Origin of the sequence: Devosia ginsengisoli, assembly GCF_024707105.1 — a bacterium.
GTDB lineage: Bacteria > Pseudomonadota > Alphaproteobacteria > Rhizobiales > Devosiaceae > Devosia > Devosia ginsengisoli_A.
Genome location: NZ_JANQAJ010000006.1, coordinates 518754 through 539644 on the forward strand (window position 1 = coordinate 518754; position 20891 = coordinate 539644).

The 20891-nt window shown below is 64.7% G+C and carries 21 protein-coding genes; 13 read left to right on the forward strand and 8 right to left on the reverse strand.

Going from position 1 to position 20891, the window contains the following annotated elements; genetic code table 11:
* The first annotated feature begins 66 nt into the window (after positions 1 to 66).
* The 10 genes from NVV79_RS06290 (at position 67) to NVV79_RS06335 (ending at position 11406) form a co-directional block, all read left to right on the forward strand.
* Positions 67 to 1347, forward strand: coding sequence for an aspartate aminotransferase family protein (locus NVV79_RS06290; protein ID WP_303988337.1), 1281 nt, complete (start codon positions 67 to 69; stop codon positions 1345 to 1347).
* Positions 1347 to 2843 carry a CoA-acylating methylmalonate-semialdehyde dehydrogenase gene (locus tag NVV79_RS06295; RefSeq protein WP_303987282.1) on the forward strand — a complete coding sequence of 499 codons (1497 nt, stop codon included), beginning with the start codon at positions 1347 to 1349 and terminating at the stop codon, positions 2841 to 2843. The genes NVV79_RS06290 and NVV79_RS06295 overlap by 1 nt, the downstream gene beginning before the upstream one ends.
* Before the next feature lie 109 nt (positions 2844 to 2952).
* Positions 2953 to 3432 (forward strand): endonuclease domain-containing protein, encoded by a 480-nt coding sequence (locus NVV79_RS06300; RefSeq protein ID WP_303987283.1) that lies wholly within the window; start codon positions 2953 to 2955, stop codon positions 3430 to 3432.
* Positions 3395 to 4645, forward strand: a complete 1251-nt coding sequence (locus tag NVV79_RS06305; RefSeq protein ID WP_303987285.1) for a Zn-dependent hydrolase — start codon at positions 3395 to 3397, stop codon at positions 4643 to 4645. Before NVV79_RS06300 ends, NVV79_RS06305 begins: the two co-directional genes overlap by 38 nt.
* A gap of 137 nt (positions 4646 to 4782) precedes the next feature.
* Positions 4783 to 6237, forward strand: coding sequence for a dihydropyrimidinase (hydA, locus tag NVV79_RS06310; RefSeq protein ID WP_303987287.1), 1455 nt, complete (start codon positions 4783 to 4785; stop codon positions 6235 to 6237).
* Positions 6237 to 7055 carry an ABC transporter ATP-binding protein gene (locus tag NVV79_RS06315; RefSeq protein WP_303987289.1) on the forward strand — a complete coding sequence of 273 codons (819 nt, stop codon included), beginning with the start codon at positions 6237 to 6239 and terminating at the stop codon, positions 7053 to 7055. The genes hydA and NVV79_RS06315 overlap by 1 nt, the downstream gene beginning before the upstream one ends.
* 181 nt (positions 7056 to 7236) lie before the next feature.
* Positions 7237 to 8133 (forward strand): ABC transporter permease, encoded by an 897-nt coding sequence (locus NVV79_RS06320; protein WP_303987291.1) that lies wholly within the window; start codon positions 7237 to 7239, stop codon positions 8131 to 8133.
* The gene (locus NVV79_RS06325) at positions 8130 to 9230 is read left to right on the forward strand and encodes an ABC transporter permease (protein ID WP_303987293.1); all 1101 of its coding nucleotides are present in this window, start codon (positions 8130 to 8132) and stop codon (positions 9228 to 9230) included. Before NVV79_RS06320 ends, NVV79_RS06325 begins: the two co-directional genes overlap by 4 nt.
* 19 nt (positions 9231 to 9249) lie before the next feature.
* Positions 9250 to 10224, forward strand: coding sequence for an ABC transporter substrate-binding protein (locus tag NVV79_RS06330; protein WP_303987295.1), 975 nt, complete (start codon positions 9250 to 9252; stop codon positions 10222 to 10224).
* 291 nt (positions 10225 to 10515) lie between these two features.
* On the forward strand, positions 10516 to 11406 hold the full coding sequence (locus tag NVV79_RS06335) for a hypothetical protein (protein ID WP_303987297.1): 891 nt from the start codon (positions 10516 to 10518) through the stop codon (positions 11404 to 11406).
* Positions 11407 to 11537: 131 nt separating this feature from the next.
* Here NVV79_RS06335 and truB read toward each other — a convergent pair whose 3' ends face one another.
* The 4 genes from truB to NVV79_RS06355 all read right to left on the reverse strand — a co-directional run bounded on the left by truB (position 11538) and on the right by NVV79_RS06355 (position 14730).
* Entirely contained in the window at positions 11538 to 12440 is a 903-nt protein-coding gene (truB, locus tag NVV79_RS06340; protein ID WP_303987299.1) for a tRNA pseudouridine(55) synthase TruB, read from the reverse strand.
* Entirely contained in the window at positions 12437 to 12847 is a 411-nt protein-coding gene (gene rbfA, locus NVV79_RS06345) for a 30S ribosome-binding factor RbfA (RefSeq protein ID WP_303987301.1), read from the reverse strand. Before rbfA ends, truB begins: the two co-directional genes overlap by 4 nt.
* 31 nt (positions 12848 to 12878) lie before the next feature.
* A complete protein-coding gene (locus tag NVV79_RS06350; protein WP_303987303.1) occupies positions 12879 to 13526 on the reverse strand; it encodes a hypothetical protein in 648 nt (215 codons plus the stop codon).
* A gap of 178 nt (positions 13527 to 13704) precedes the next feature.
* Entirely contained in the window at positions 13705 to 14730 is a 1026-nt protein-coding gene (locus NVV79_RS06355; RefSeq protein ID WP_303987305.1) for a D-glycerate dehydrogenase, read from the reverse strand.
* A 104-nt stretch (positions 14731 to 14834) separates the two neighbouring features.
* Here NVV79_RS06355 and NVV79_RS06360 point away from each other — a divergent pair, with 104 nt between their 5' ends.
* A complete protein-coding gene (locus NVV79_RS06360) occupies positions 14835 to 15413 on the forward strand; it encodes an SH3 domain-containing protein (RefSeq protein ID WP_303987307.1) in 579 nt (192 codons plus the stop codon).
* Between the two features lie 70 nt (positions 15414 to 15483).
* On the opposite strand, the gene NVV79_RS06365 is transcribed toward NVV79_RS06360, so the two are convergent.
* The 3 genes from NVV79_RS06365 to NVV79_RS06375 all read right to left on the reverse strand — a co-directional run bounded on the left by NVV79_RS06365 (position 15484) and on the right by NVV79_RS06375 (position 17865).
* Positions 15484 to 16263 (reverse strand): siderophore ferric iron reductase, encoded by a 780-nt coding sequence (locus NVV79_RS06365; protein ID WP_303987309.1) that lies wholly within the window; start codon positions 16261 to 16263, stop codon positions 15484 to 15486.
* 67 nt (positions 16264 to 16330) lie between these two features.
* Positions 16331 to 16987 carry an aquaporin gene (locus NVV79_RS06370; protein ID WP_303987310.1) on the reverse strand — a complete coding sequence of 219 codons (657 nt, stop codon included), beginning with the start codon at positions 16985 to 16987 and terminating at the stop codon, positions 16331 to 16333.
* A 119-nt stretch (positions 16988 to 17106) separates the two neighbouring features.
* A complete protein-coding gene (locus tag NVV79_RS06375; RefSeq protein WP_303987311.1) occupies positions 17107 to 17865 on the reverse strand; it encodes a copper homeostasis protein CutC in 759 nt (252 codons plus the stop codon).
* A gap of 462 nt (positions 17866 to 18327) precedes the next feature.
* Between NVV79_RS06375 and NVV79_RS06380 the strand changes: the two genes are divergently transcribed.
* Complete coding sequence (locus NVV79_RS06380; protein ID WP_303987313.1) at positions 18328 to 18753, forward strand: TadE/TadG family type IV pilus assembly protein; 426 nt, start codon at positions 18328 to 18330, stop codon at positions 18751 to 18753.
* Entirely contained in the window at positions 18750 to 20405 is a 1656-nt protein-coding gene (locus NVV79_RS06385) for a TadG family pilus assembly protein (RefSeq protein ID WP_303987314.1), read from the forward strand. Before NVV79_RS06380 ends, NVV79_RS06385 begins: the two co-directional genes overlap by 4 nt.
* A 211-nt stretch (positions 20406 to 20616) precedes the next feature.
* Here the strand turns inward: NVV79_RS06385 and NVV79_RS06390 are convergent, their stop codons facing one another.
* Entirely contained in the window at positions 20617 to 20790 is a 174-nt protein-coding gene (locus NVV79_RS06390) for a hypothetical protein (RefSeq protein WP_303987315.1), read from the reverse strand.
* Between the last annotated feature and the right edge of the window lie 101 nt (positions 20791 to 20891).

The following is a 20891-nucleotide window of genomic DNA, read 5'->3' on the forward strand; positions in this document are numbered from 1 at the left end:
AGAGGGGAGCGCGACTTCGTGTCCAATTCAAATGCGGTGGTGCCGAACGATCTGAATGCGTTCTGGATGCCCTTTACGGCAAATCGCCAGTTCAAGAAATCCCCGCGCATGTTCGTCGCCGCCAAGGACATGCACTATACGACTTCCGACGGTCGCCAGGTGCTCGACGGCACGGCGGGCCTGTGGTGCGTCAATGCCGGCCATACCCGCCCCAAGATCGTCGAAGCCATCGCCAAACAGGCCGCCGAGCTCGATTACGCCCCCGCCTTCCAGATGGGCCATCCCAAGGCGTTCGAGCTGGCCAACCGCATCGTCGACATCGCCCCCAAGGGGCTCGACCATGTGCTCTTCACCAATTCCGGCTCCGAATCGGTCGAGACCGCGCTCAAGGTGGCGCTGGCCTATCATCGCGTAAAGGGCGACGGCGCCCGCTCGCGCCTGATCGGCCGCGAACGCGCCTATCACGGCGTCAATTTCGGCGGCATTTCGGTGGGCGGCATCGTCACCAACCGCAAGATGTTCGGCAGCCTGCTCACCGGCGTCGACCACATGCCGCACACGCATAACCTCGCTAAGAACGCCTTCTCCAAGGGCCTGCCCGAGCATGGCGTGGACCTCGCCGACGAGCTGGAACGCATCGTCACTCTGCATGATGCCTCGACCATTGCCGCCGTCATCGTCGAGCCGGTGGCCGGCTCCACTGGCGTGCTGATCCCTCCTGCGGGCTATCTGCAGCGCCTGCGCGACATCACCAAAAAGCACGGCATATTGCTGATCTTCGACGAGGTCATCACCGGCTTCGGACGGCTGGGCACACCCTTCGGCGCCGATTATTTCGGCGTCACGCCCGATATCATGGTGACCGCCAAGGGCCTGACCAACGGCGTCATCCCCATGGGCGCCGTTCTGGTGAGTTCCGACATCCACGACGCCTTCATGCAGGGGCCAGAACACGTCATCGAGTTCTTCCACGGCTATACCTATTCGGGCAATCCCATCGCCTCGGCGGCGGGCCTGGCCACGCTCGAAACCTACAAGGACGAGGACCTTCTCACGCGCGGCGCCGAACTCGCGCCCGTCTGGCAGGATGCGCTGCATTCGCTCAAGGGCGAACCGCATGTCATCGACATCAGGAATATCGGCCTGGTCGGCGCCATCGAGCTCGAACCCATTGCCGGCGCGCCGACCAAGCGCGCCTTCTCGGCCTTCGTGAAAGCCTTCGAGGATGGCTACCTGATCCGCACCACCGGCGACATCATCGCGCTGAGCCCGCCGCTGATCGTCAGCAAGGCGCAGATCGCCGAACTGATCGATGCCATTCGCACCGTCTTGAGGAGCATCGACTGATGAACATCATCGAGAACGCCGTTGCTGGCAAACGCTATGTCTCCGCCTCGACGCGCCGCGTGCCGGTGTTCAATCCGGCCACCGGCGAGCAATCGGCCGAATTGCCGCTCTCGACCATGGGCGAGTTGAACGAGGCCGTTGCCTCGGCGAAAAAGGCGCAGGTCGCCTGGGGCAATACGACCCCGATGAAGCGCGCCCGCGTCATGTTCAAGTTCAAGGCACTGCTCGATCAATATGCGGACGACCTGGCGCGGGAGATTTCCAAGGAACACGGCAAGGTGCATGACGATGCTTTGGGCGAAGTCGCCCGCGGCATCGACTGCGTCGATTATGCCTGCGGCATTCCGCAACTGCTTAAGGGCGAATTCAGCCGCAATGTCGGTCCCAGCATCGACACCCATTCCGATCGCCAGCCGCTCGGCGTCGTCGCCGGCATCACCCCGTTCAATTTCCCGGCCATGGTGCCGATGTGGATGTATCCTTCGGCCATTGCCTGCGGCAACAGCTTCATCCTCAAGCCGTCCGAGCGCGACCCCTCAGCCTCCATGCTGGCCTGGAACCTCTTCATGGAAGCGGGCCTGCCCGAGGGCATTCTCAATATCGTCCATGGCGACAAGGAAATGGTCGATGGCATTCTCGACCATCCAGACATCAAGGCAGTGAGCTTTGTCGGCTCCACCCCGATTGCCGAATATGTCTATCAGCGCGGCACCAAGGCCGGTAAGCGCGTGCAGGCCCTGGGCGGCGCCAAGAACCATATGGTCATCCTGCCCGATGCCGATCTCGACCAGGCCGCCGATGCGCTGATGGGCGCCGGCTATGGCTCGGCCGGTGAGCGCTGCATGGCTATTTCCGTCGCCGTGCCGGTCGGCAAGGAAACTGCCGATGCGCTGGTGGCCAAGCTCAAGCCGCGCGTCGAAAGCCTCAAGATCGGCCCGGCCACCGACAAGGACGCCGAAATGGGTCCGGTCGTCACCAGGATGCATCGCGACAAGATCGTGGGCTACATCGACTCAGGCGTCGAGCAGGGCGCCGAACTGGTGGTCGACGGCCGCGGCTTCAAGCTGCAGGGCTATGAAGGCGGCTACTATGTCGGCGGCACGCTGTTCGACAATGTCACGCCCGACATGACCATCTACAAGGAAGAGATTTTCGGCCCCGTCCTCTCGGTGGTGCGCACCAATCATTATGACGAGGCGGTCAAGCTCATCAACGACCACGAATATGGCAATGGCACCGCCATCTTCACCCGCGACGGCGACGCCGCCCGCGAATTCGCCGACAAGATCGAGGTCGGCATGGTGGGCGTCAACGTGCCGATCCCGGTGCCGGTGGCCTACCACTCCTTCGGCGGCTGGAAGCGCTCGCTGTTCGGCGATCACTCCATCTACGGCCCCGAAGGCGTCCACTTCTACACCCGCCTCAAAACCGTCACCACCCGCTGGCCCGCCGGCATCAAGGGCGGCGCCGAATTCTCCTTCCCGAGCGCGAAATAGCGATATGCACAAAGCTCCTCCCAGCGCCGAGGCGGTTCCCACCTCTCCCCTCAGGGGAGAGGTCGCCGCGCAGCGGCGGGTGAGGGGTTCGGTGCCGCGGGCACGTTCATTGCGTCGCAATCCGACGGATGCCGAACAGCGCCTGTGGTCCATCCTTCGCGCTCGCCAATTGGGCGGGCATAAGTTTGTCCGTCAGGTTCCGATTGGCCCCTATTTTGCTGATTTCGTCTGCCGCGAAGCGGCGCTGATCATTGAAGTCGACGGTGGCCAACATGCGGGTTCTTTGCATGACAAAAAACGTACCGCTTTCCTGACCGCTGAGGGCTATTCCGTATTGCGATGCTGGAACAATGATGTGCTGGGCAACCTGCAAGGCGTTGCGGAAAGCATTCTCGCCGTCCTGGCATCGTACCCCTCACCCGACCTCCGCTACGCTCCGGCCACCCTCTCCCCTCAGGGGAGGGGGGAAGAAAGGCTCGACTGCCGCCACGTCCAAACAACGCAGCTATCGGCTGACGGCCGATCTGCCCCGTCTCGTGAAGGATTGAAACATGTCTGCCCCAGGAGAAAACCTTCGTATCAATGGTGATCGGCTCTGGGACAGCCTCATGGAGATGGCGAAGATTGGCCCCGGCATTGCCGGCGGCAATAATCGCCAGACGTTGACCGACAGCGACAAGGAAGGGCGCGAACTCTTCCAGCGCTGGTGCGAGGATGCGGGCCTCATCATGGGCGTCGACAAGATGGGCACCATGTTCATGACGCGGCCGGGCACCGACCCGGACGCGCTGCCGGTCTATGTGGGCTCCCACCTCGATACCCAGCCCACCGGCGGCAAGTATGACGGCGTGCTGGGCGTGCTGTCCGGGCTCGAAGTGGTCAGGACGATGAATGACCTGGGCATCAAGACGAAACACCCCATCGTGGTCACCAACTGGACCAATGAAGAAGGCGCCCGCTTCGCCCCGGCCATGCTGGCCTCAGGCGTCTTTGCCGGCATCCACACGCTGGAATACGCCTATGATCGCAAGGACCAAGAGGGCAAGAGCTTCGGCGACGAGCTGCAGCGCATCGGCTGGGTCGGCGAGGAGCCGGTCGGCGCCCGCAAGATGCATGCCTATTTCGAATATCACATCGAGCAGGGCCCGATCCTCGAAGCCGAGAACAAGCAGATCGGCGTCGTCACCCACGGCCAGGGCCTGTGGTGGCTCGAATTCACCTTGACCGGCAAGGAAGCCCATACCGGCTCGACGCCGATGAACATGCGCGTCAATGCCGGTCTGGCCATGGCGCGGATCCTCGAAATGGTGCAGGCCGTCGCCATGGATCACCAGCCCGGCGCCGTCGGTGGCGTGGGCCAGATGAAGTTCTCGCCGAACTCACGCAACGTCTTGCCGGGCAATGTGGTCTTCACCGTGGATATCCGCTCGCCGGAACTGGGCAAGCTCAATTCCATGCGTGGGCAAATCGAAAGCAAGGCGCAGGAAATCTGCCAGCAACTCGGCGTCGGCTATGCCATGGAGGCGGTCGGGCATTTCGACCCCGTCACCTTCGACCCGACCCTGGTCGGGCGCGTCCGCGCCGCCGCCGAGAAGCTCGGTTACAGCCACATGGACATCATCTCCGGCGCCGGTCATGACGCCTGCTGGACCAACAAGGTGGCCCCCAGCACCATGGTCATGTGCCCCTGTGTGGATGGTCTCAGCCATAACGAAGCCGAAGACATTTCCCGTGAATGGGCCACTGCCGGCGCCGATGTGCTGTTCCACGCAGTGGTGGAGACGGCGGAGATCGTGGAATGATGCGGCAGGGATGACACCACCGCCCGCCGGATGATCAGGAGGACATTCGGCAACTGGCACCGAACTTGCAGCAATGGCCAAGATGGGCCGGACAGGGCGAATGAAACAGCGAATTTGACTAAGGGAGTGAGCAAGAAATGGGCAGCACTGTCGTAAAAAACGGCACCGTCGTTACCGCGGACCTGACCTACAAGGCCGATGTGAAGATCGAAGGCGATGTTATCGTCGAGATCGGCCAGAACCTGTCGGGCGACACGGTGCTGGACGCCACCGGCTGCTTCATCATGCCGGGAGGCATCGACCCGCACACCCATCTCGAAATGCCGTTCATGGGCACCTATTCGGCCGATGATTTCGAGAGCGGCACGCGCGCTGGCCTGGCCGGCGGCACCACCATGGTGGTGGATTTCTGCCTGCCCAACCCCAACCAGAGCCTGCTCGAAGCCCTCTCCATGTGGGACAACAAGACCGGCAAGGCCTCGGCAGACTACAGCTTCCACATGGCCATCACCTGGTGGAGCGAGCAGGTGTGGCGCGAAATGGCCGAAGTGGTCGATCGCGGCATTACCAGCTTCAAGCATTTCATGGCCTATAAGGGCTCGCTCATGGTCAATGACGACGAGATGTTCTCGTCGTTCCAGCGCTGCGCAGATTTGGGCGCCCTGCCCCTGGTGCATGCCGAAAATGGTGACGTCGTCGCGGCCATGACAGCCAAGCTGCTGGCCGAGGGCAATAACGGCCCGGAGGCCCACGCCTATAGCCGTCCGCCGGAAGTGGAGGGCGAAGCCACCAATCGCGCCATCATGATCGCCGACATGGCCGGCGTGCCGCTCTATGTGGTGCATGTCTCGGCCGAACAGAGCCACGAAGCCATCCGCCGCGCCCGCCAGAAGGGCATGCGCGTCTATGGCGAACCGCTGATCCAGCACCTGACGCTGGATGAAAGCGAATATTTCAACGCCGATTGGGACCATGCCGCCCGTCGCGTCATGTCCCCGCCCTTCCGCAACAAGAGCCATCAGGATTCGCTGTGGGCCGGGCTGCAATCGGGTTCGCTCTCCTGCGTCGCCACCGACCACTGCGCCTTCACCACTGACCAGAAGCGCACCGGTATCGGTAATTTCGCCAAGATCCCCAATGGCACGGGTGGGCTCGAAGATCGCCTGCCGGTGCTCTGGACCACGGGCGTCAATACCGGCCGGCTGACCATGAACGAATTCGTGGCCGTGACCTCGACCAATATCGCCAAGATCTTGAACCTCTATCCGAAGAAGGGCGCGGTGCTGGTGGGGGCCGATGCGGACCTCGTGGTCTGGGACCCCAAGCGCAAGAAGACCATTTCGGCGGCGAGCCAGCAGTCGGTCATCGACTACAACGTGTTCGAGGGCTTCGAGGTCACGGGCCTGCCGCGCTATGTACTCTCCCGCGGCAAGGTTTCCATCGTCGAGAGCGAGGTCAAGGCTGAACCGGGCCATGGCAAGTTCGTTGCCCGGCAGGCAAAAAATCCCGTGAACCGGGCCTTGAGCCAGTGGAAAGAAATCGTCGCGCCCCGCAAGGTGGAGCGCTCGGGCATTCCGGCGACGGGGGTTTGATGGTTTTTGACGCATTTGAGCAGGGCCGCTTCATGACCCCGGTCGTCTCCGCCCAAAATCTTGGCCTGACTTTCAAGACCAATGACGGCGACGTCGTTGCGCTCAGCGATGTCAATCTCACCATCAACAAGGGCGAGTTCGTCTCCTTCATCGGTCCCTCGGGCTGCGGCAAGACCACGTTCCTGCGCACCATTGCCGATCTCGAGCGCCCCACCTCGGGCAAGCTGACCATCAATGGCCAGACGCCGGAAGTGGCGCGCAAGGCGCGCGCCTATGGCTATGTGTTCCAGGCGCCGGCGCTCTACCCCTGGCGCACGATCGAAAAGAACGTCGCCCTGCCGCTCGAAATCATGGGCTATGGCGCAGGCCAGCAGGCCGAACGCGTCAGGCGCACCATGGACCTGGTGAACCTCTCCGGCTTCGAGAAGAAATATCCCTGGCAATTGTCCGGCGGTATGCAGCAGCGCGCCTCGATCGCCCGGGCGCTCTCCTTCGATGCCGACCTGCTGCTGATGGATGAGCCCTTTGGCGCGCTCGACGAAATCGTGCGCGACCACCTCAATTCCGAACTGCTCAAGCTGTGGGACCGTACGCAGAAAACCATCTGCTTCGTGACCCACTCCATTCCCGAGGCGGTCTATCTCTCCACCAAGATCGTCGTCATGTCTCCGCGCCCGGGAAGAGTGACCGACGTGATCGAGAGCGACCTGCCCAAGGAGCGGCCACTCGATATCCGCGAAACGCCGGAATTCCTGACGATCGCCGCGCGTGTGCGCGACGGGCTGCGGGCCGGACACTCCTATGAGGAGGCGGTGTGATGGCGAGGTGCGGCATCCACCGCTCCTCCCTCGCCCCTTGTGGGAGAGGGACTGCAATTTCCTCGTCCAGAGGAAATTGCAGGGTGAGGGGTGCTGCGCTCGCCCATGCGTCCATGTCGTGGATGGCACCACGCCCCCTCATCCGCCCCTTCGGGGCACCTTCTCCCACGAGGGGAGAAGGATGGACACAGTGCGTGGGGCGAAATCCGTGACCCGTACCGGCCCGATCATCGTCGTCCTGCTCGCCATGCTCGTGGTCTGGTATGCCGCCGCCATCGGCATGAACGCGCCATGGCAGACGACGCTCAATACCCGCGCCGGGTTGGCCGATGTGCCCTTCACCGATTTCGCCCTGCAGACCTGGGCGCAGGACCGGCCGGTGCTGCCGGCGCCGCATCAGGTATTGGGCGAAATCTGGAATGCCACCGTGGCGCTGGAACTGACCTCGAGGCGCTCGCTGGCCTATCACGGCTGGATCACCCTGTCCTCGACGCTGCTGGGCTTCGTGCTGGGCACCACGCTGGGCGTCGCCCTGGCCGTGTTCATCGTGCATAACGAAGCGGCCAATCGCTCGCTGATGCCCTGGATCATCGCCAGCCAGACCATTCCCATTCTGGCCATCGCGCCCATGGTGGTGGTGGGGCTGGGCTCGGTGGGCATTACCGGCACGGTGCCGCGCGCCCTGATCTCGATGTATCTCAGCTTCTTCCCGGTCGTGGTGGGCATGGTCAAGGGCCTGCGCTCGCCCGAGAGCATCCAGCTCGACCTGATGCACACCTACGACGCCTCGCCGTGGCAGACCTTCTGGAAGCTGCGCTGGCCCGCCGCCATGCCCATGCTGTTCGCCTCGATGAAGGTGGGCATTGCCATTTCACTGGTCGGCGCAGTGGTCAGCGAGCTTTCCAATGCTGCCGGTGGCGGGCTGGGCGTGCGGCTGCTGACCGGCTCCTACAATGGCCAGACCATCCAGATCTGGGCCGCCCTGTTCATCGCCGCGGCGCTTGCCGCCATATTGGTGATGATCGTCGGTGCGGCCGAACGCATGGTCAATGCCCGCATGGGGGCTCGTCCCGCATGAGCCAGTTGCAATATTTCCTGGCCCTTGTCGCGGGCGGTCTCTCCGCCGCAGCCCTTGCCTACAGTTTCGTCACGCCCTTCGAGCAGGCGCTGCTGCTCAAGGCCTTCCTGGCTTTGGGCTTCCTGTCGCTGATCCGCTTCTTCGTGCCGCTGGGCCTGTGGGCCGATGGCGCCTTTGCGCTGCTGGGGGCCGTCGCGGTGCTCACCAGCCTCGGGGCATTTGCGCCGCCACTGCCATTTTTCTGGATGGCGGTCGTGGTGGCCTGGCTGTTTGCCTGGCTGTTCGTGGAACGCCTCAGCAAGAGCCTGGCGCCCCGCCTCAGCGACAATGCCGGACTGGGCCTGCTGGTCCCCGTCGTCTTCGGGGCGGCCCTCCTGGTCATCTGGGAAGTGGTGACGCGCGGCGCCAATGTGCCGCCGGTTTTGCTGCCCGCCCCTTCGGCAATCGGCGCACAACTGGCCAATTCCGCCCCCATCCTGTGGGCCGATTTCGTGCAGACCTTCATCAAGTCGGTGCTGCCGGGCTTTGCCATCGGGTGCCTGTCAGGCCTCGTCGTAGCGATTCTGGTCGACCGGTCGCCCTTTCTCAAGGCAGGGCTGTTGCCGATCGGCAATTTCATGTCGGCGCTGCCCATTATCGGCATCGCGCCGATCATGGTGATGTGGTTCGGCTTTGACTGGCAGTCGAAGGCCGCCGTCGTCGTGGCGATGACGTTCTTTCCCATGCTGGTCAACACCGTGGCCGGCCTCAATGCCAGTTCCAGCATCGAGCGCGACCTGATGCGCACCTATGCCGCCGATTACTGGCAAACGCTTCTGAAGCTACGACTTCCCGCTGCCGGGCCTTTCATCTTCAACGCCCTCAAGATCAACTCGACTCTGGCCTTGATCGGCGCAATCGTAGCGGAATTCTTCGGGACGCCCGTTGTGGGAATGGGTTTCCGAATATCGACAGGCGTTGGCCGGCTGGCCATCGACCTGGTCTGGGCGGAGATCGCCGTTGCAGCGATCGCGGGGTCCGCCTTCTACGGGGTGATCGCCCTCATCGAGAGGGGCGTCACCTTCTGGCATCCGTCTGTCCGTGGTGGACGGGCGTAACAGGGAAAAGGGAACGAAAATGAAGAATACTATCGCAGGTCTGCTCGTCGGCGCCCTGGCGCTTTCGACCGCACCCGCCTTCGCGCAGGATGCATTGACGCTGCAGCTCAAATGGGTGACCCAGGCGCAGTTTGCCGGCTATCTCGTTGCCGAATCCAAGGGCTTCTACGACGAGGAAAACCTCGACGTCACCATCCTGGCGGGCGGCCCCAACATTGCTCCCGAACAGGTGATTGCCGGCGGCGGCGCCGACATCATCGTCACCTGGATGGCCGCCGGCATGGCCGCCCGCGAAAGCGGCGTGCCACTGGTCAATATCGCCCAGCCGTTCAAGCGAAGCGGCCTGATGATGATCTGCCCGACCGAAACCGGCATCACTGAGGTCGCCGATTTCCCGGGCCATACGCTGGGCGTCTGGTTCTTCGGCAATGAATATCCGTTCTTTGCCTGGATGAACAAGGAAGGCATTGCCACCGACGGCTCGGAAGGCGGCGTCACCGTGCTGCAGCAGAGCTTCGACATCCAGCCGATGATCCAGGGCCAGGCCGACTGCATCTCGGTCATGACCTATAACGAATATGGCCAGGCGCTCGATGCCGGCTATGGCCCGGAAAACCTGACCATCTTCAACTATACCGAGATGGGCAATGACCTGCTCGAAGACGGTCTCTATGTCCTCGAAGACAGCCTCAGCGATCCGGCCAAGGTCGATGCCTATACCCGCTTCGTCCGCGCCTCGATGAAGGGCTGGGCCTATGCCGCCGAGAACCCGGAAGAAGCCGCCCAGATCGTCGTCGACATGGACGATACCGGTGCTGCGACCCTCGACCACCAGCTCTACATGACCGGCGAGGTCGCCAAGCTGGTCGACCCCACCGACCCCAAGCTGGACATGGCCACCTATGAGCGCACGGTGAAGGCCCTGCTCGACCAGGAGATCATCAAGGCGACCCCGGAAGGCGCCTATACGACCGCGGTCACCGACGGGCTCTAGGCCCAATAGCATTGCCAATGCATGAGAGGCGGGGAGCAATCCCCGCCTTTTTGCTTGTCGGCTGGCGACATGCCGCCCAGATCATCGCCCCATCTGCCTAAAATCCGTGCAGCCTGCGGGAACGATTCACCGCCGCCTTCGGTTGATGCCACACCCGGTCAACAAGAAGGCAATTCCCATGAACTCCATCATCTATCTCGTCGGCCTCGTCGTCATCGTCATGGCCATCCTGTCCTTCATCGGCCTCGCCTGATCATGGCCAGAGCAACCCGCAAGACAGGAGAAGCCGCCATGACCATCGATGCGCCCACAGGCGTCGCCATCGTCGAAACTGCTGCCACCAATCGCGACCAGTCCTCTTACGTCGATTGGCCCGCCATCATTGCCGGCATCGTGCTGGCTTCGGCCATCAGCCTGGTGCTGATCAGCTTTGGCTCGGCCGTCGGCCTCAACTTCCTCGATTTCGGCTACAACCAGTCCGCCGCCGCCTCACCGATCTTCGTCGGCATCGCTGCCGCGAGCTGGTTCCTCTGGGTGCAGATTTCGAGCTTCATGGCCGGCGGCTATCTCACCGGCCGGCTGCGCCGTCGCTATTTCGACGCCAGCGAGGATGAAAGCGACCTGCGCGACGGCGCCCATGGCCTGCTGGTCTGGGCAGGTGCCGCAATCCTCGGCGCGGTGATCGCCGTGGGTGGTATCGGCGCTGCGGCCAGTGCCGTCGGGTCCGCCGCTGCGACGGTGACCACGGCCGCCTCCAATGTCGCGGAGGACGCCGTGGATCCCAATGCCTATTTCGTCGATACGCTGTTCCGCAGTGCGCAACCGGTGGACGCGGCTGTGGCACGGGACGAAGCCGGCCGCATCTTCGCCCAGGCGGCGCTGGGCGACGGCACGGTGGCCGATGAAGACCGCACCTATCTCGCCAGCGTCGTGGCCGCCAATACCGGCCTGGCACCGGACGAGGCTCAGGCGCGCGTCGACCAGGTGATCGCCAATGTCGAGGCGGCTCGCCAGGACGCCTTGGAAGCGGCGCGTATTGCTCGAAACACCGCCATTATCGGCGCCTTCCTGCTGGCAGCCTCGCTGCTGATTTCGGCCATCGGCGCTTTCTGGGCGGCGCAGAAAGGCGGCAACCATCGCGACAACAACACCGTCTTCGCCGACGTGTACCGTCGCTTCTAGGCCAGGACAGGAAAGGAAAACACCATGTTTCGTGCTCTCGGTCTCTGGCTGCTCGGCGTGCCGATCTGGCTGATCATCATCATTTTCTTCCTTCGCTGAGGAAGATGGAGGCGGGGCGAAAGCTCCGCCTTTTAGTTGAACACCCGGCGGCACTTGAACTGGCCGAATTCGACCCAGCCGGTGGCCAGCACCTCGCCCTTGAAGCTCACCCAGCATTCGTCCAGCGAGACCGGCGCTCCCGCACCGGTCAGCAGCACCGGATTGCCATGGCGCACCGCTGTGGCCTGCTGCGCATCGAGCCGGATTTCCGGCAGTTCGGCAAAGCCGGCCGAAACCGGCTTCAGCAGGGCGTCGCGCTCGTCCAGCGGCAAAGCCTCGAGCTGGTCGATGGTTACGGCGTCTTCATCGTGGAACGGCCCGACCGCGGCGCGATGCAGCATGCTGACATGGCCGCGCGTGCCCAGGGCCTCGGCAATGTCGCGCGCCAGCGAGCGGACATAGGTGCCCTTGCCGCAGGTGACTTCGAGCACAGATTGCTCACTGCCGTGTTCGATCAGCGCGATCCCGTCCACGTCGATCTCGCGCGGCGGCAGGTCCACCGCCTCGCCAGCCCGCGCCAGGTCATAGGCGCGCTCGCCGTCTATCTTGAGCGCCGAATAGATCGGCGGGCGTTGCAGGATCGTGCCGGTGAATTGCGGCAGCACGGCTTCGAGCGCCGGCCGCTCCGGCCGGATATCGGAAGTGGCGACCACGGTGCCTTCGGCATCGTCGGTGGTGGTGGCGCTGCCCCATTTGATGGCGAAACGATAGACCTTGGTGCCGTCCTGCACCTGCGGCACGGCCTTGGTGGCCTCGCCCAGCGCGATCGGCAATATGCCTGTCGCCAGCGGGTCGAGCGTGCCGGCATGGCCAGCCTTGGCCGCACCGAACAGCCAGCGCACCTTGCCCACCGCCTGGGTCGAGGTCATGTCATATTGCTTGTCGAGCACCACCCAGCCGGAAATGGCGCGCTTGATCCGCTTGGCCTGGCTCACTCGGTCTCGCCATCGTCGTCGTTATCGAGATCGCGCTGCACCTTGTCCGAGCGCAGGATGGAATCGATGCGGCTGGCTTCCTCGAAAGTGTCGTCGACATAGAAGCGGATTTCGGGAGCGTATTTCATGTTGATCTGCGGTGCCACGCGCCCACGCACGAATTTGCGGTGCCGGTTGAGCGCCGCGACGATTTCCTCGGCATGGAGACCGCCCAGCGGCATGATATAGGCATTGGCGATCTTGAGATCGGGCGTCATGCGCACTTCGGGCACGGTGATGACCGCACCGCGCAGCGCGTCGTCCTCGATTTCGCCCCGCGCGAACATGGCGGCCAGCGCGTGGCGCACCAGTTCACCGACGCGCAGCATGCGCTGGCTGGGGCCGACAGGTTTGTTGTCTTTGCTCATTGCGGGGAGATATGCCCTCGCCGCGCCGCCGTCAATCGGCGAGGGTCAGCATGGTTTCGGCCTGCAGCCGGCGCGCCTGTGCCTCGATCGTCCCCGAGGGTGCCGGCCAGTTCGCGGCACTCAAGGGATCGAAGGCCGTGCCGCGCCACTGCTGGTAGACGATGGCCAGACCCGCCGCGGATGTGCGCAGGCTGATCGCCATGACCTCGCCCATGCGCGTATTGGCGCGCTGGGCGCCGCAGATCAGCAGCAGGGGCGCCTGGACGTCGTCGGGATCATCGCCCAGTTGCACGAAGGCGCTCAGCCCGGGCATGCAGGCGCGCCCGAAGCCATCGATCACCGCATCGCGGTAGTTGGCGGGCACGGCGTCGGGATTGCTGACCATATGGGCGCCGTAAACCGTCTGGGCCAGGGCATAGACGGCGCCATTGCGATAGAGCTTGAGATCGGCTTCGCCGTCGCCGGAGCGGAACTCGGCCTCGAAGCCATCAAGCACGGCATCCCCTGCCAGATCCGCCGCCACCCAGTCCGGGGGCGGCAGGGTCAGGCGCTGGCCGAGCGTGGTCAGCTCCAGCGCGCGATCCGCCACGGCCAAAGGCGGTTCGCCACGGATTTGCGCCATGGCCGGCAACGCGACCAGCAGGCTGGTGAGGCAGACAATCGTGCGCAGAAATGCCATTGCGGGGCTCCACCCGGAATCGGTCTTGGGCAGCGCCTTCCCCCGACAGGCCCTGACTTTCGCGACAACTATGCGGCGGGGCCGGCTGAAGCAAGGCCCTGCCCCGCATCGGGCCGACAACGGGCCGGATATGGGTATTTGCTGCAACACTGGTCCGCTGCGCCGGGCCATGCCGGCGTCAGTCGGGCAGGCTGCGCGCGGCGCCATGCACCCCGTCGGGCAGCACACGATGGGGCGGCTGGTGCCCATCCATGAAGGCACGGATATTGACGATGACGGTCTCACCCATTTCGATGCGGGCTTCCAGCGTGGCCGAGGCCATATGGGCGGTCAGCACGACCTTGTTGGCTTCGGCCAGGGCCAGCAGGCGCGGGTCGATGCCGCGCTTGTTCTCGAAGACATCGAGCGCCGCGCCCGACAGATGGCCGCTTTCGATGGCGTCGACCAGGGCCGCCTCGTCGATGAGTTCCGGCCTGGAAACATTGACCACGAAGCTGCCCGGTTTCATGCGCCTGAGACGGTCGGCCGAGAGGATGTGGAAGGTTTCCCGCGTATGCGGGGTATGCAGGGAGACGATATCCACCGCCTCGATCATGGCGTCGAGATCGTGCCAATAGGTGGCTTCGAGCGGGGTTTCGACGCCAGGCGGGCGGCGGTTGCGCGAGAAATAGTGGATATTGAGGCCGAAGGCCTTGGCCCTTTGCGCCACCGCCGTGCCGATGCGGCCCATGCCGACAATGCCGAGCGCCTTGCCGCGCAGGCGGTGGCCCAGCATGGAGGTGGGCGACCAGCCGGCCCAGACCCCGTCGCGCACCAGCATCTGCGTGCCTTCGACCAGCCGGCGCGGCAAAGCCAGCATCAGCACCATGGCCATGTCGGCCGTGTCCTCGGTGAGGACGGAGGGCGTATTGGTGACGGTGACGCCGGCGGCCCAGGCCGCTTCGATATCGATATTATCAACGCCATTGCCGAACTGGGCGATCAGCCGCACGCTGCGGGGCAGGCGGGCGATGAGGCGGGCATCGATGCGGTCGGTGATCGAGGACACCAGGACATCCTTGCCCTCGAGCCCGCCGATAATATCATCGCCGGTGAGGTTCACGTCGTCTTCGTTGACATGGGTCTCGAACAGGGTTGCCATGCGCGCCTCGATGGTTTCGGGCAGGCGCCTGGTCACGAGAATGTGCGGTTTGTGGCTGGCCATAAGTTCCAGGATCGGGGCGGGCGATATGTGGAAAACCCCACAATTCAGCGCCCATTAAGGATCATTGGCTAGTGATAGGGCAATTCCATTTGTTCTGCAAAGTCATGTTTGACCAGACCGTGCACGGCCGCTTTCGCCATATCCTCAAGGCCCTTTGCCACCGCCTGCCCTGGGCGATGCTGGTGCTGGCACTGCTTGCCCCGCCGGCATTGGCGCAGGCCGGCAATCCCAGCGGGCTGCCGCTGCCGCGCTTTGCCGCGACGCGGTCGGAGCCGATCAATGTGCGGGTAGGGCCGGGCCAGAAATACGATATCGCCTGGACCTTTCTCAAGTCCGGGATTCCGGTGGAAATCACCCAGGAATTCGATACCTGGCGCAAGATTCGCGATGTCGACGGGGCCGAGGGCTGGATCCATCAGAACCTGCTGACCGGCACGAGAGCCGGCTATGTGACGCCGCTGGTGGCCAATGGCGAAATCCCCCTGCGGGCCGGGCAATCGGACGATTCGGGGGTCCGCGCGCGGCTCGGCGCCGGGCTCAAGGTGACCATCACCGAATGCGACGGCACTTGGTGCCAGGTCAGCGCCACCGGGCATGATGCGAGCCAGCGCAGCACGACTTATTCGGGTTATCTGCACCAGGAAGAGCTCTGGGGCGTCTATCCGGATGAGGTCTTCGACTAGTTCACAACCCAGCCGAATTCGTTAGCACACTGTTAGCATCGACGCGCTGAACGCGTGAATCGCGCAGCGGTCAAAGCTCGGCCAGCGCGTTGGCGGTCTGGCGCGCGATTCGAACCGCATTGTCCTGCTTGGGGCAGGTGGCGCAGTAGCGATCGGGGTCAATCAGATAGTCGAGGCAGCAACCCTTGCGCTTGACGATGAGCAGGCGGCGGCCACCGGCCTCGACCGGCTCCAGCGTGCCCTGCCCGGTCAGACCCAGCGCTTCCAGCCACTGAGCGGCATAGGCCGCGATCGCTTCCGGCGGCAGGTCGCGGCGGCGCTGGCCCAGCCAGACCATCAGGCTCAGCATGCGGTCGGCGAAGAGGCGCCGCGCCGGCAGGGGCTTCAACCGAACCAGCAGATTGACCTCCTCGAGCATGGTGGCCGCCATGGGCCTGAGCTGGGCCGCCGCCCGTTCGATCAGCACCTCGACCGGGCCGCTCTGCTGGGCGCCGGGCAGCAGCCGGTAGCCATCGATATAGATGCCGCGCCTCTGCTGGCTGAGGCCTGACAGGTCGGGCATGGCGCCATGGATATGGGCTGATATGACGGCGAGATAGGCGGGTTGCCAGAGCAGGTTGGTCCAGAGCCGCACCGCATGGAAGGCCGGGCCGGCCGCGGGATAGGTGGTGGCGAGCGCCGCGTGGAGTTCGGCCAGCATGGCGGCGTTGTCGCCGCCGGGGCGATACCAGCCCGGCCGGGCGGGGCCGGGTTCGCCCTTCATGAAGCCGGTCAGTTGCGCCGCCGTCGCGATCAGCCGCGTGGTCGCGGCATCGCCGGAATCTTGCGCGAAGAGGAAGGAGCGGGCCATGGGCCGCTTTTAGCGTTCCGCCAGCCGCGAGGAAAGGCCGCCGGATGGTTCCGGCGGCCTATGCCGATCAGGCCTTGAGGATCTTGAAGCGGTAGAGCAGGCCCCCCAGGAGACCGCCGGCCAGGGGCGCGACGATGAACAGCCAGAGCTGGGCCAGCGCATCGCCGCCCACCAGGATGGCCGGACCGAAGCTGCGGGCCGGATTGACCGACACGCCGGTCACCTGGATGCCGACCAGGTGGATGGCCACCAGGGTCAGGCCGATGGCGAGGCCGGCGAAATGCGGCGCGGCGCGCTCGCCGGTCGAACCGAGGATGACCACGACGAAGATGGCGGTGAACACGACTTCGAAGATCAGGGCGGCCAGCATGGAATATTCGCCGAGATAGCCCGGACCCCAGCCATTCTGCCCCAGGCTGGCATTGCTGCCGACAATGGCCCAGAGGATCAAGGCGCCGACCAGGGCGCCGGCAAACTGGGCGACCCAGTGCTGGATCATGCTCATGAGGTCCATGCGCCCGTCGATATAGAGCGCCAGGCTCACCGCCGGGTTGATATGGCAGCCCGAAATCGGGCCGATGGCATAGGCCATGGCGACGATGGCCAGGCCAAAGGCAAAGGCGATGCCGACCTGCCCGATGGCGTCGCCGCCCAATACGGCCGCTCCGCAGCCGATCAGCACCAGCACTGCCGTGCCGATGAATTCCGCAATCAGTTTGTTCATGACGCTTGGTATCTCCAGAAAGACTTCCCATGCCGGGCCGAATCACCGGCCGACATGCAAGCCTTCCTGCGACACCCCGCCGCAGGCAAGCGCGGAGAGTCCTGTCAGCACAGGATTTTTCAGGCGGCGGCGCGGGCCGCAGCGATGGTGCGGCGCACCGCATCGACATCGGTGAGGGTGATTTCGTATTCGCGCTCGATGGCGGTGCCGCCCATGCCGACATGCGGATTGCGGAACACCATGCCGCTCTTGATGGTGTGGAGCGCGGCGAAATGCATCTCGTCGACGCCGGTGGCCTGCCGCACCTGGGCGATATTGCCTTCATCGAGCGCGCCACAGGCCATGATGACGATGCGGCCATTGGCGATGGCAGCCGTGTCCTTGAGAATGTCGATCCCTTCCAGCGCCGTGTCGCGCTGGCCGCTGGTCAGCACCCGGTCGACGCCGCAGCGGATCAGGGCCTCGATAGCCTCGCGATAGTCGGCCGTCATGTCGAAGGCGCGGTGGCAGGTGACCTTCATGGGTCGCGCCGCCTCGACCAGCGCTTTGGTGCGCGCCTCATCGATGCGGCCATCGGGCGTGAGGCAGCCGATGACCACGCCGGCCACGCCCAGGTCCTTCAGCGCCTTGATATCGTCGACCATGGTGGCGAATTCGAGCTCGGAATAGAGGAAGTCGCCGCCGCGCGGGCGGATGATGACATGGAAGGGAATGGTGGCCACGCGCAGGGCCTCGCGCACCACGCCCAGGCTGGGCGTCAGCCCGCCTTCGAGCAGGCTGGCGCAAAGTTCCACCCGGTCGGCCCCCGCCGTCTGCGCCGCCACCAGGCCATCAATGCCTTCGACGCAGATTTCGATCTTGAACGGGTGCTTGCTCATGAGTGGTCTCCAATTGGTACGGTATTGGTAGTGTGGCGGGCGGTTGGGGGCAAGGGGGTACTGCCTGCCGTGGGCGGGTTCGCCTTCTCCCCTTGAGGGAGAAGGTGCCCGAAGGGCGGATGAGGAGTGTGCTTCCGCAAGCCGTGAAGCATGGGCGAGCGCAGAACCCCTCACCCGGTTCTTCCGCTGAACGCGGAAGAACCACCCTCTCCCTCAAGGGGAGAGGGTGGCAGGGCCTGAGTGCGGCACGAGATTACCCCCACCCAGCTCTGCTACGGCACGATGGGCCTAGCGACGCTGCCCTCCCACAAGGGGGAGGGAGACGATGAACACCGATATCGGTGCTGGAAGTCTTCGCCGTAGCCCCGTCATTCTCCCAACAGCCCTCCGCACTATTCCGCATAGGCCGGGTGACCCCGTGTGAGCCAGCGCGGCGCATGCTGGTCGCTCGGAGGATTTGCCATGCGTCGCCTTGCTGGCTGGGTCCGCGATGACAGCGGTACGTCGGCCGTTGAATTCGCCATATTGATGCCGGTCTTCCTGCTGCTGCTTACCGGCATGCTGGCCTATGGCATCTATTTCGGGGCCGCCCATTCGCTGCAGCAGTTGGCCGCCGATGCGGCACGCACAGCCATTGCCGGGCTGGACGAGACCGAACGCAATACGCTGGTGGGGGACTTCCTTGCGGCCAATGCCGACAGCTATGCGCTGATCGATGCCAACAGGCTCAGCGTGAGCATCGGCGACAAGCCCGGCGATCCGGATCATTACCGCGTGGTGCTGGAATATGATGCCGGGGACCTGCCGATCTGGGACCTCTACCCGCCCTTGCCGCTGCCCAGCCGGCAGATCATCTACAGCTCCACCATCAGGCGGGGCGGGATATGAGCCTGTGGACCGATACTCGCGGCAATATGGCGGTGCTGTTCGCCATGGGCTTTGCCATTTCCGCCGTGGTCTCGGCCGTGGCGGTGGATGGCGCCGCGCTCTATCATGAGCGCCGCATGATCCAGAACGGGGTGGACCTGGCGGCCCTGGCGGCGGCCGGCAACCCGGCCGAGGCCACCGCGCTGGCCCAGGCTTCGCTGGTCGAGGCGGGATTGCTGCCCGAGGGCTCCAGCGCCGGCCTGACGGTGACGACCGGCCATTACGACCCCAACCCGACCATTGGCCCCGCCGACCGGTTCACGCCGGGCCGGGCGCCGCTCAATGCGGTTGCGGTGCGGTTGCAGCGGCGCGGCGCGCTCTATTTCGCGCGGGGCTGGGCCGAGCCGCCTGAGCTGGGCGCCATGGCCATTGCCAGCGTGACCCCGCAAGTGTCGTTCTCGCTGGGCTCGCGCCTGGCCAGCCTCAATGGCGGCATCGCCAATGGCGTGCTCAACACGCTGCTGGGCACCAATGTCGCGCTCGATGTGATGGATTACCGGAACCTGCTCGGTGCCAAGGTGGATGCCTTCGCCTTTCTCGATGCGCTGGCCGGGCAGTTGGGCGTCACTGTCGGCACTTATGACGACCTGCTGGCGCTCGAGGCCGATCATGGCCGGCTGGCCGGGGCGCTGGCCAGCCTGCTGACGGGGGTCGAACACACCGCCATGCTGAAACTGGCCGGCTCAGCCGGGCATAATGGCAGCGTGCCACTGGCAAAGCTGTTCGACCTCGGGCCGCTGGGCGGACTGGCCATCGGCTCGGGCAGTGGAGAGGGCCTCTTTGCCGCCATTTCGGCGCTGGACCTGCTGACGGCCAGCGCCGGGCTGGGCGATGGCGACCGGCAAGTGGCGCTGGCGCTGAGTGCCGGCATTCCGGGGCTTGTGGGCATCGATGCGCAACTGGCGATCGGCGAGCCGCCACAGGGCGGGGCGTGGTTCGCCATTGGCGGCGTGGGCAGTGTGGTGCGCACCGCCCAGTTGCGGCTGCGCGTGGTCGCCGAAATCCTGGGCAGCGGGGCGCTGGTCGGGGCGCCGATCCGCCTGCCGCTCTATCTCGAAATGGCGCAGGCCGAAGCCGTGGTGGGAGCAGCCAGTTGCCCATCGGGCGCGGGAGGCAAGGGCAGCGCCACCATTCTCACCAGACCGGGCGTGTTGCGCCTGATGATCGGGGAGGTCGATGCTGTCAGGTTCGGCGATTTCAACACCACGCCGGTGGTGGCGCCGGCAAAGCTGGCGGAGGTCAAGCTATTGGGCATTACCGTGCTGAAAGTGCTGGCCTCGTCGCTGGTCGAAATCGCCCAGACCACGCCGGTGGCGCTCGGCTTTTCGAGCAGCGACATTGCCGGCGGGGTGGTCAGGACCGCGCGGACGACCACCATGGTGAGTTCGCTCACCGGCTCGCTGCTGGGCAATATGGTGTTTGATGTGCCGGTGCTCGGCCTGGGGCTGAACCTGACCGGGCTGACCGGCCTGCTCAACACCATCCTGGCGCCACTGACGCCGGTGCTCGACCTGACGCTGGCGCGGCTGCTCGAACCGCTGGGGCTGTCGCTGGGCGAGGCCGATGTGCTTGTCTATGGCGTGCGATGCAGCCACCCGGTGCTGGTGGGTTAGGGGAGGCATATTTTGGCGCCGCAATTCGGAGGCACCTTGGGTGTTCAATTGTTCGTTCGTCCGGTGCGTGTGGCTACCCCCACCCTTGATCCCTCCCCACAAGGGGGAGGGAGACGATGAACACGGACCTCTGAGCTGGCGCCTCCCTCCCCTCGATGGGGAGGGATTGAGGGTGGGGTGATGGGAGCCACAGAAATCCGAAGTGGACCGTTCAGCGCGTCGGCAGGGCGGCGGAATCGCCGGCGGGGCGGATCAGGGTGCGGGTCACCAGCGGGGCTGGTGGCGGGGCGAGCGTCAACTGGCTGGTGGCGGTGGCATCGCGGGCCAGCCAGGCATTGAAGGCGCCCGACAGCCTTTGCCGCCAATGCCGCATCTGTCCGATCATGGTTCCATCCCCCCGGTTGACCAGTCGTTGGGGCGGACCATAGGAGGGCGGGGAGGCCGGCGGGATACCATGAAAGGGGTATCGGGTCGGCGGGCATCCCG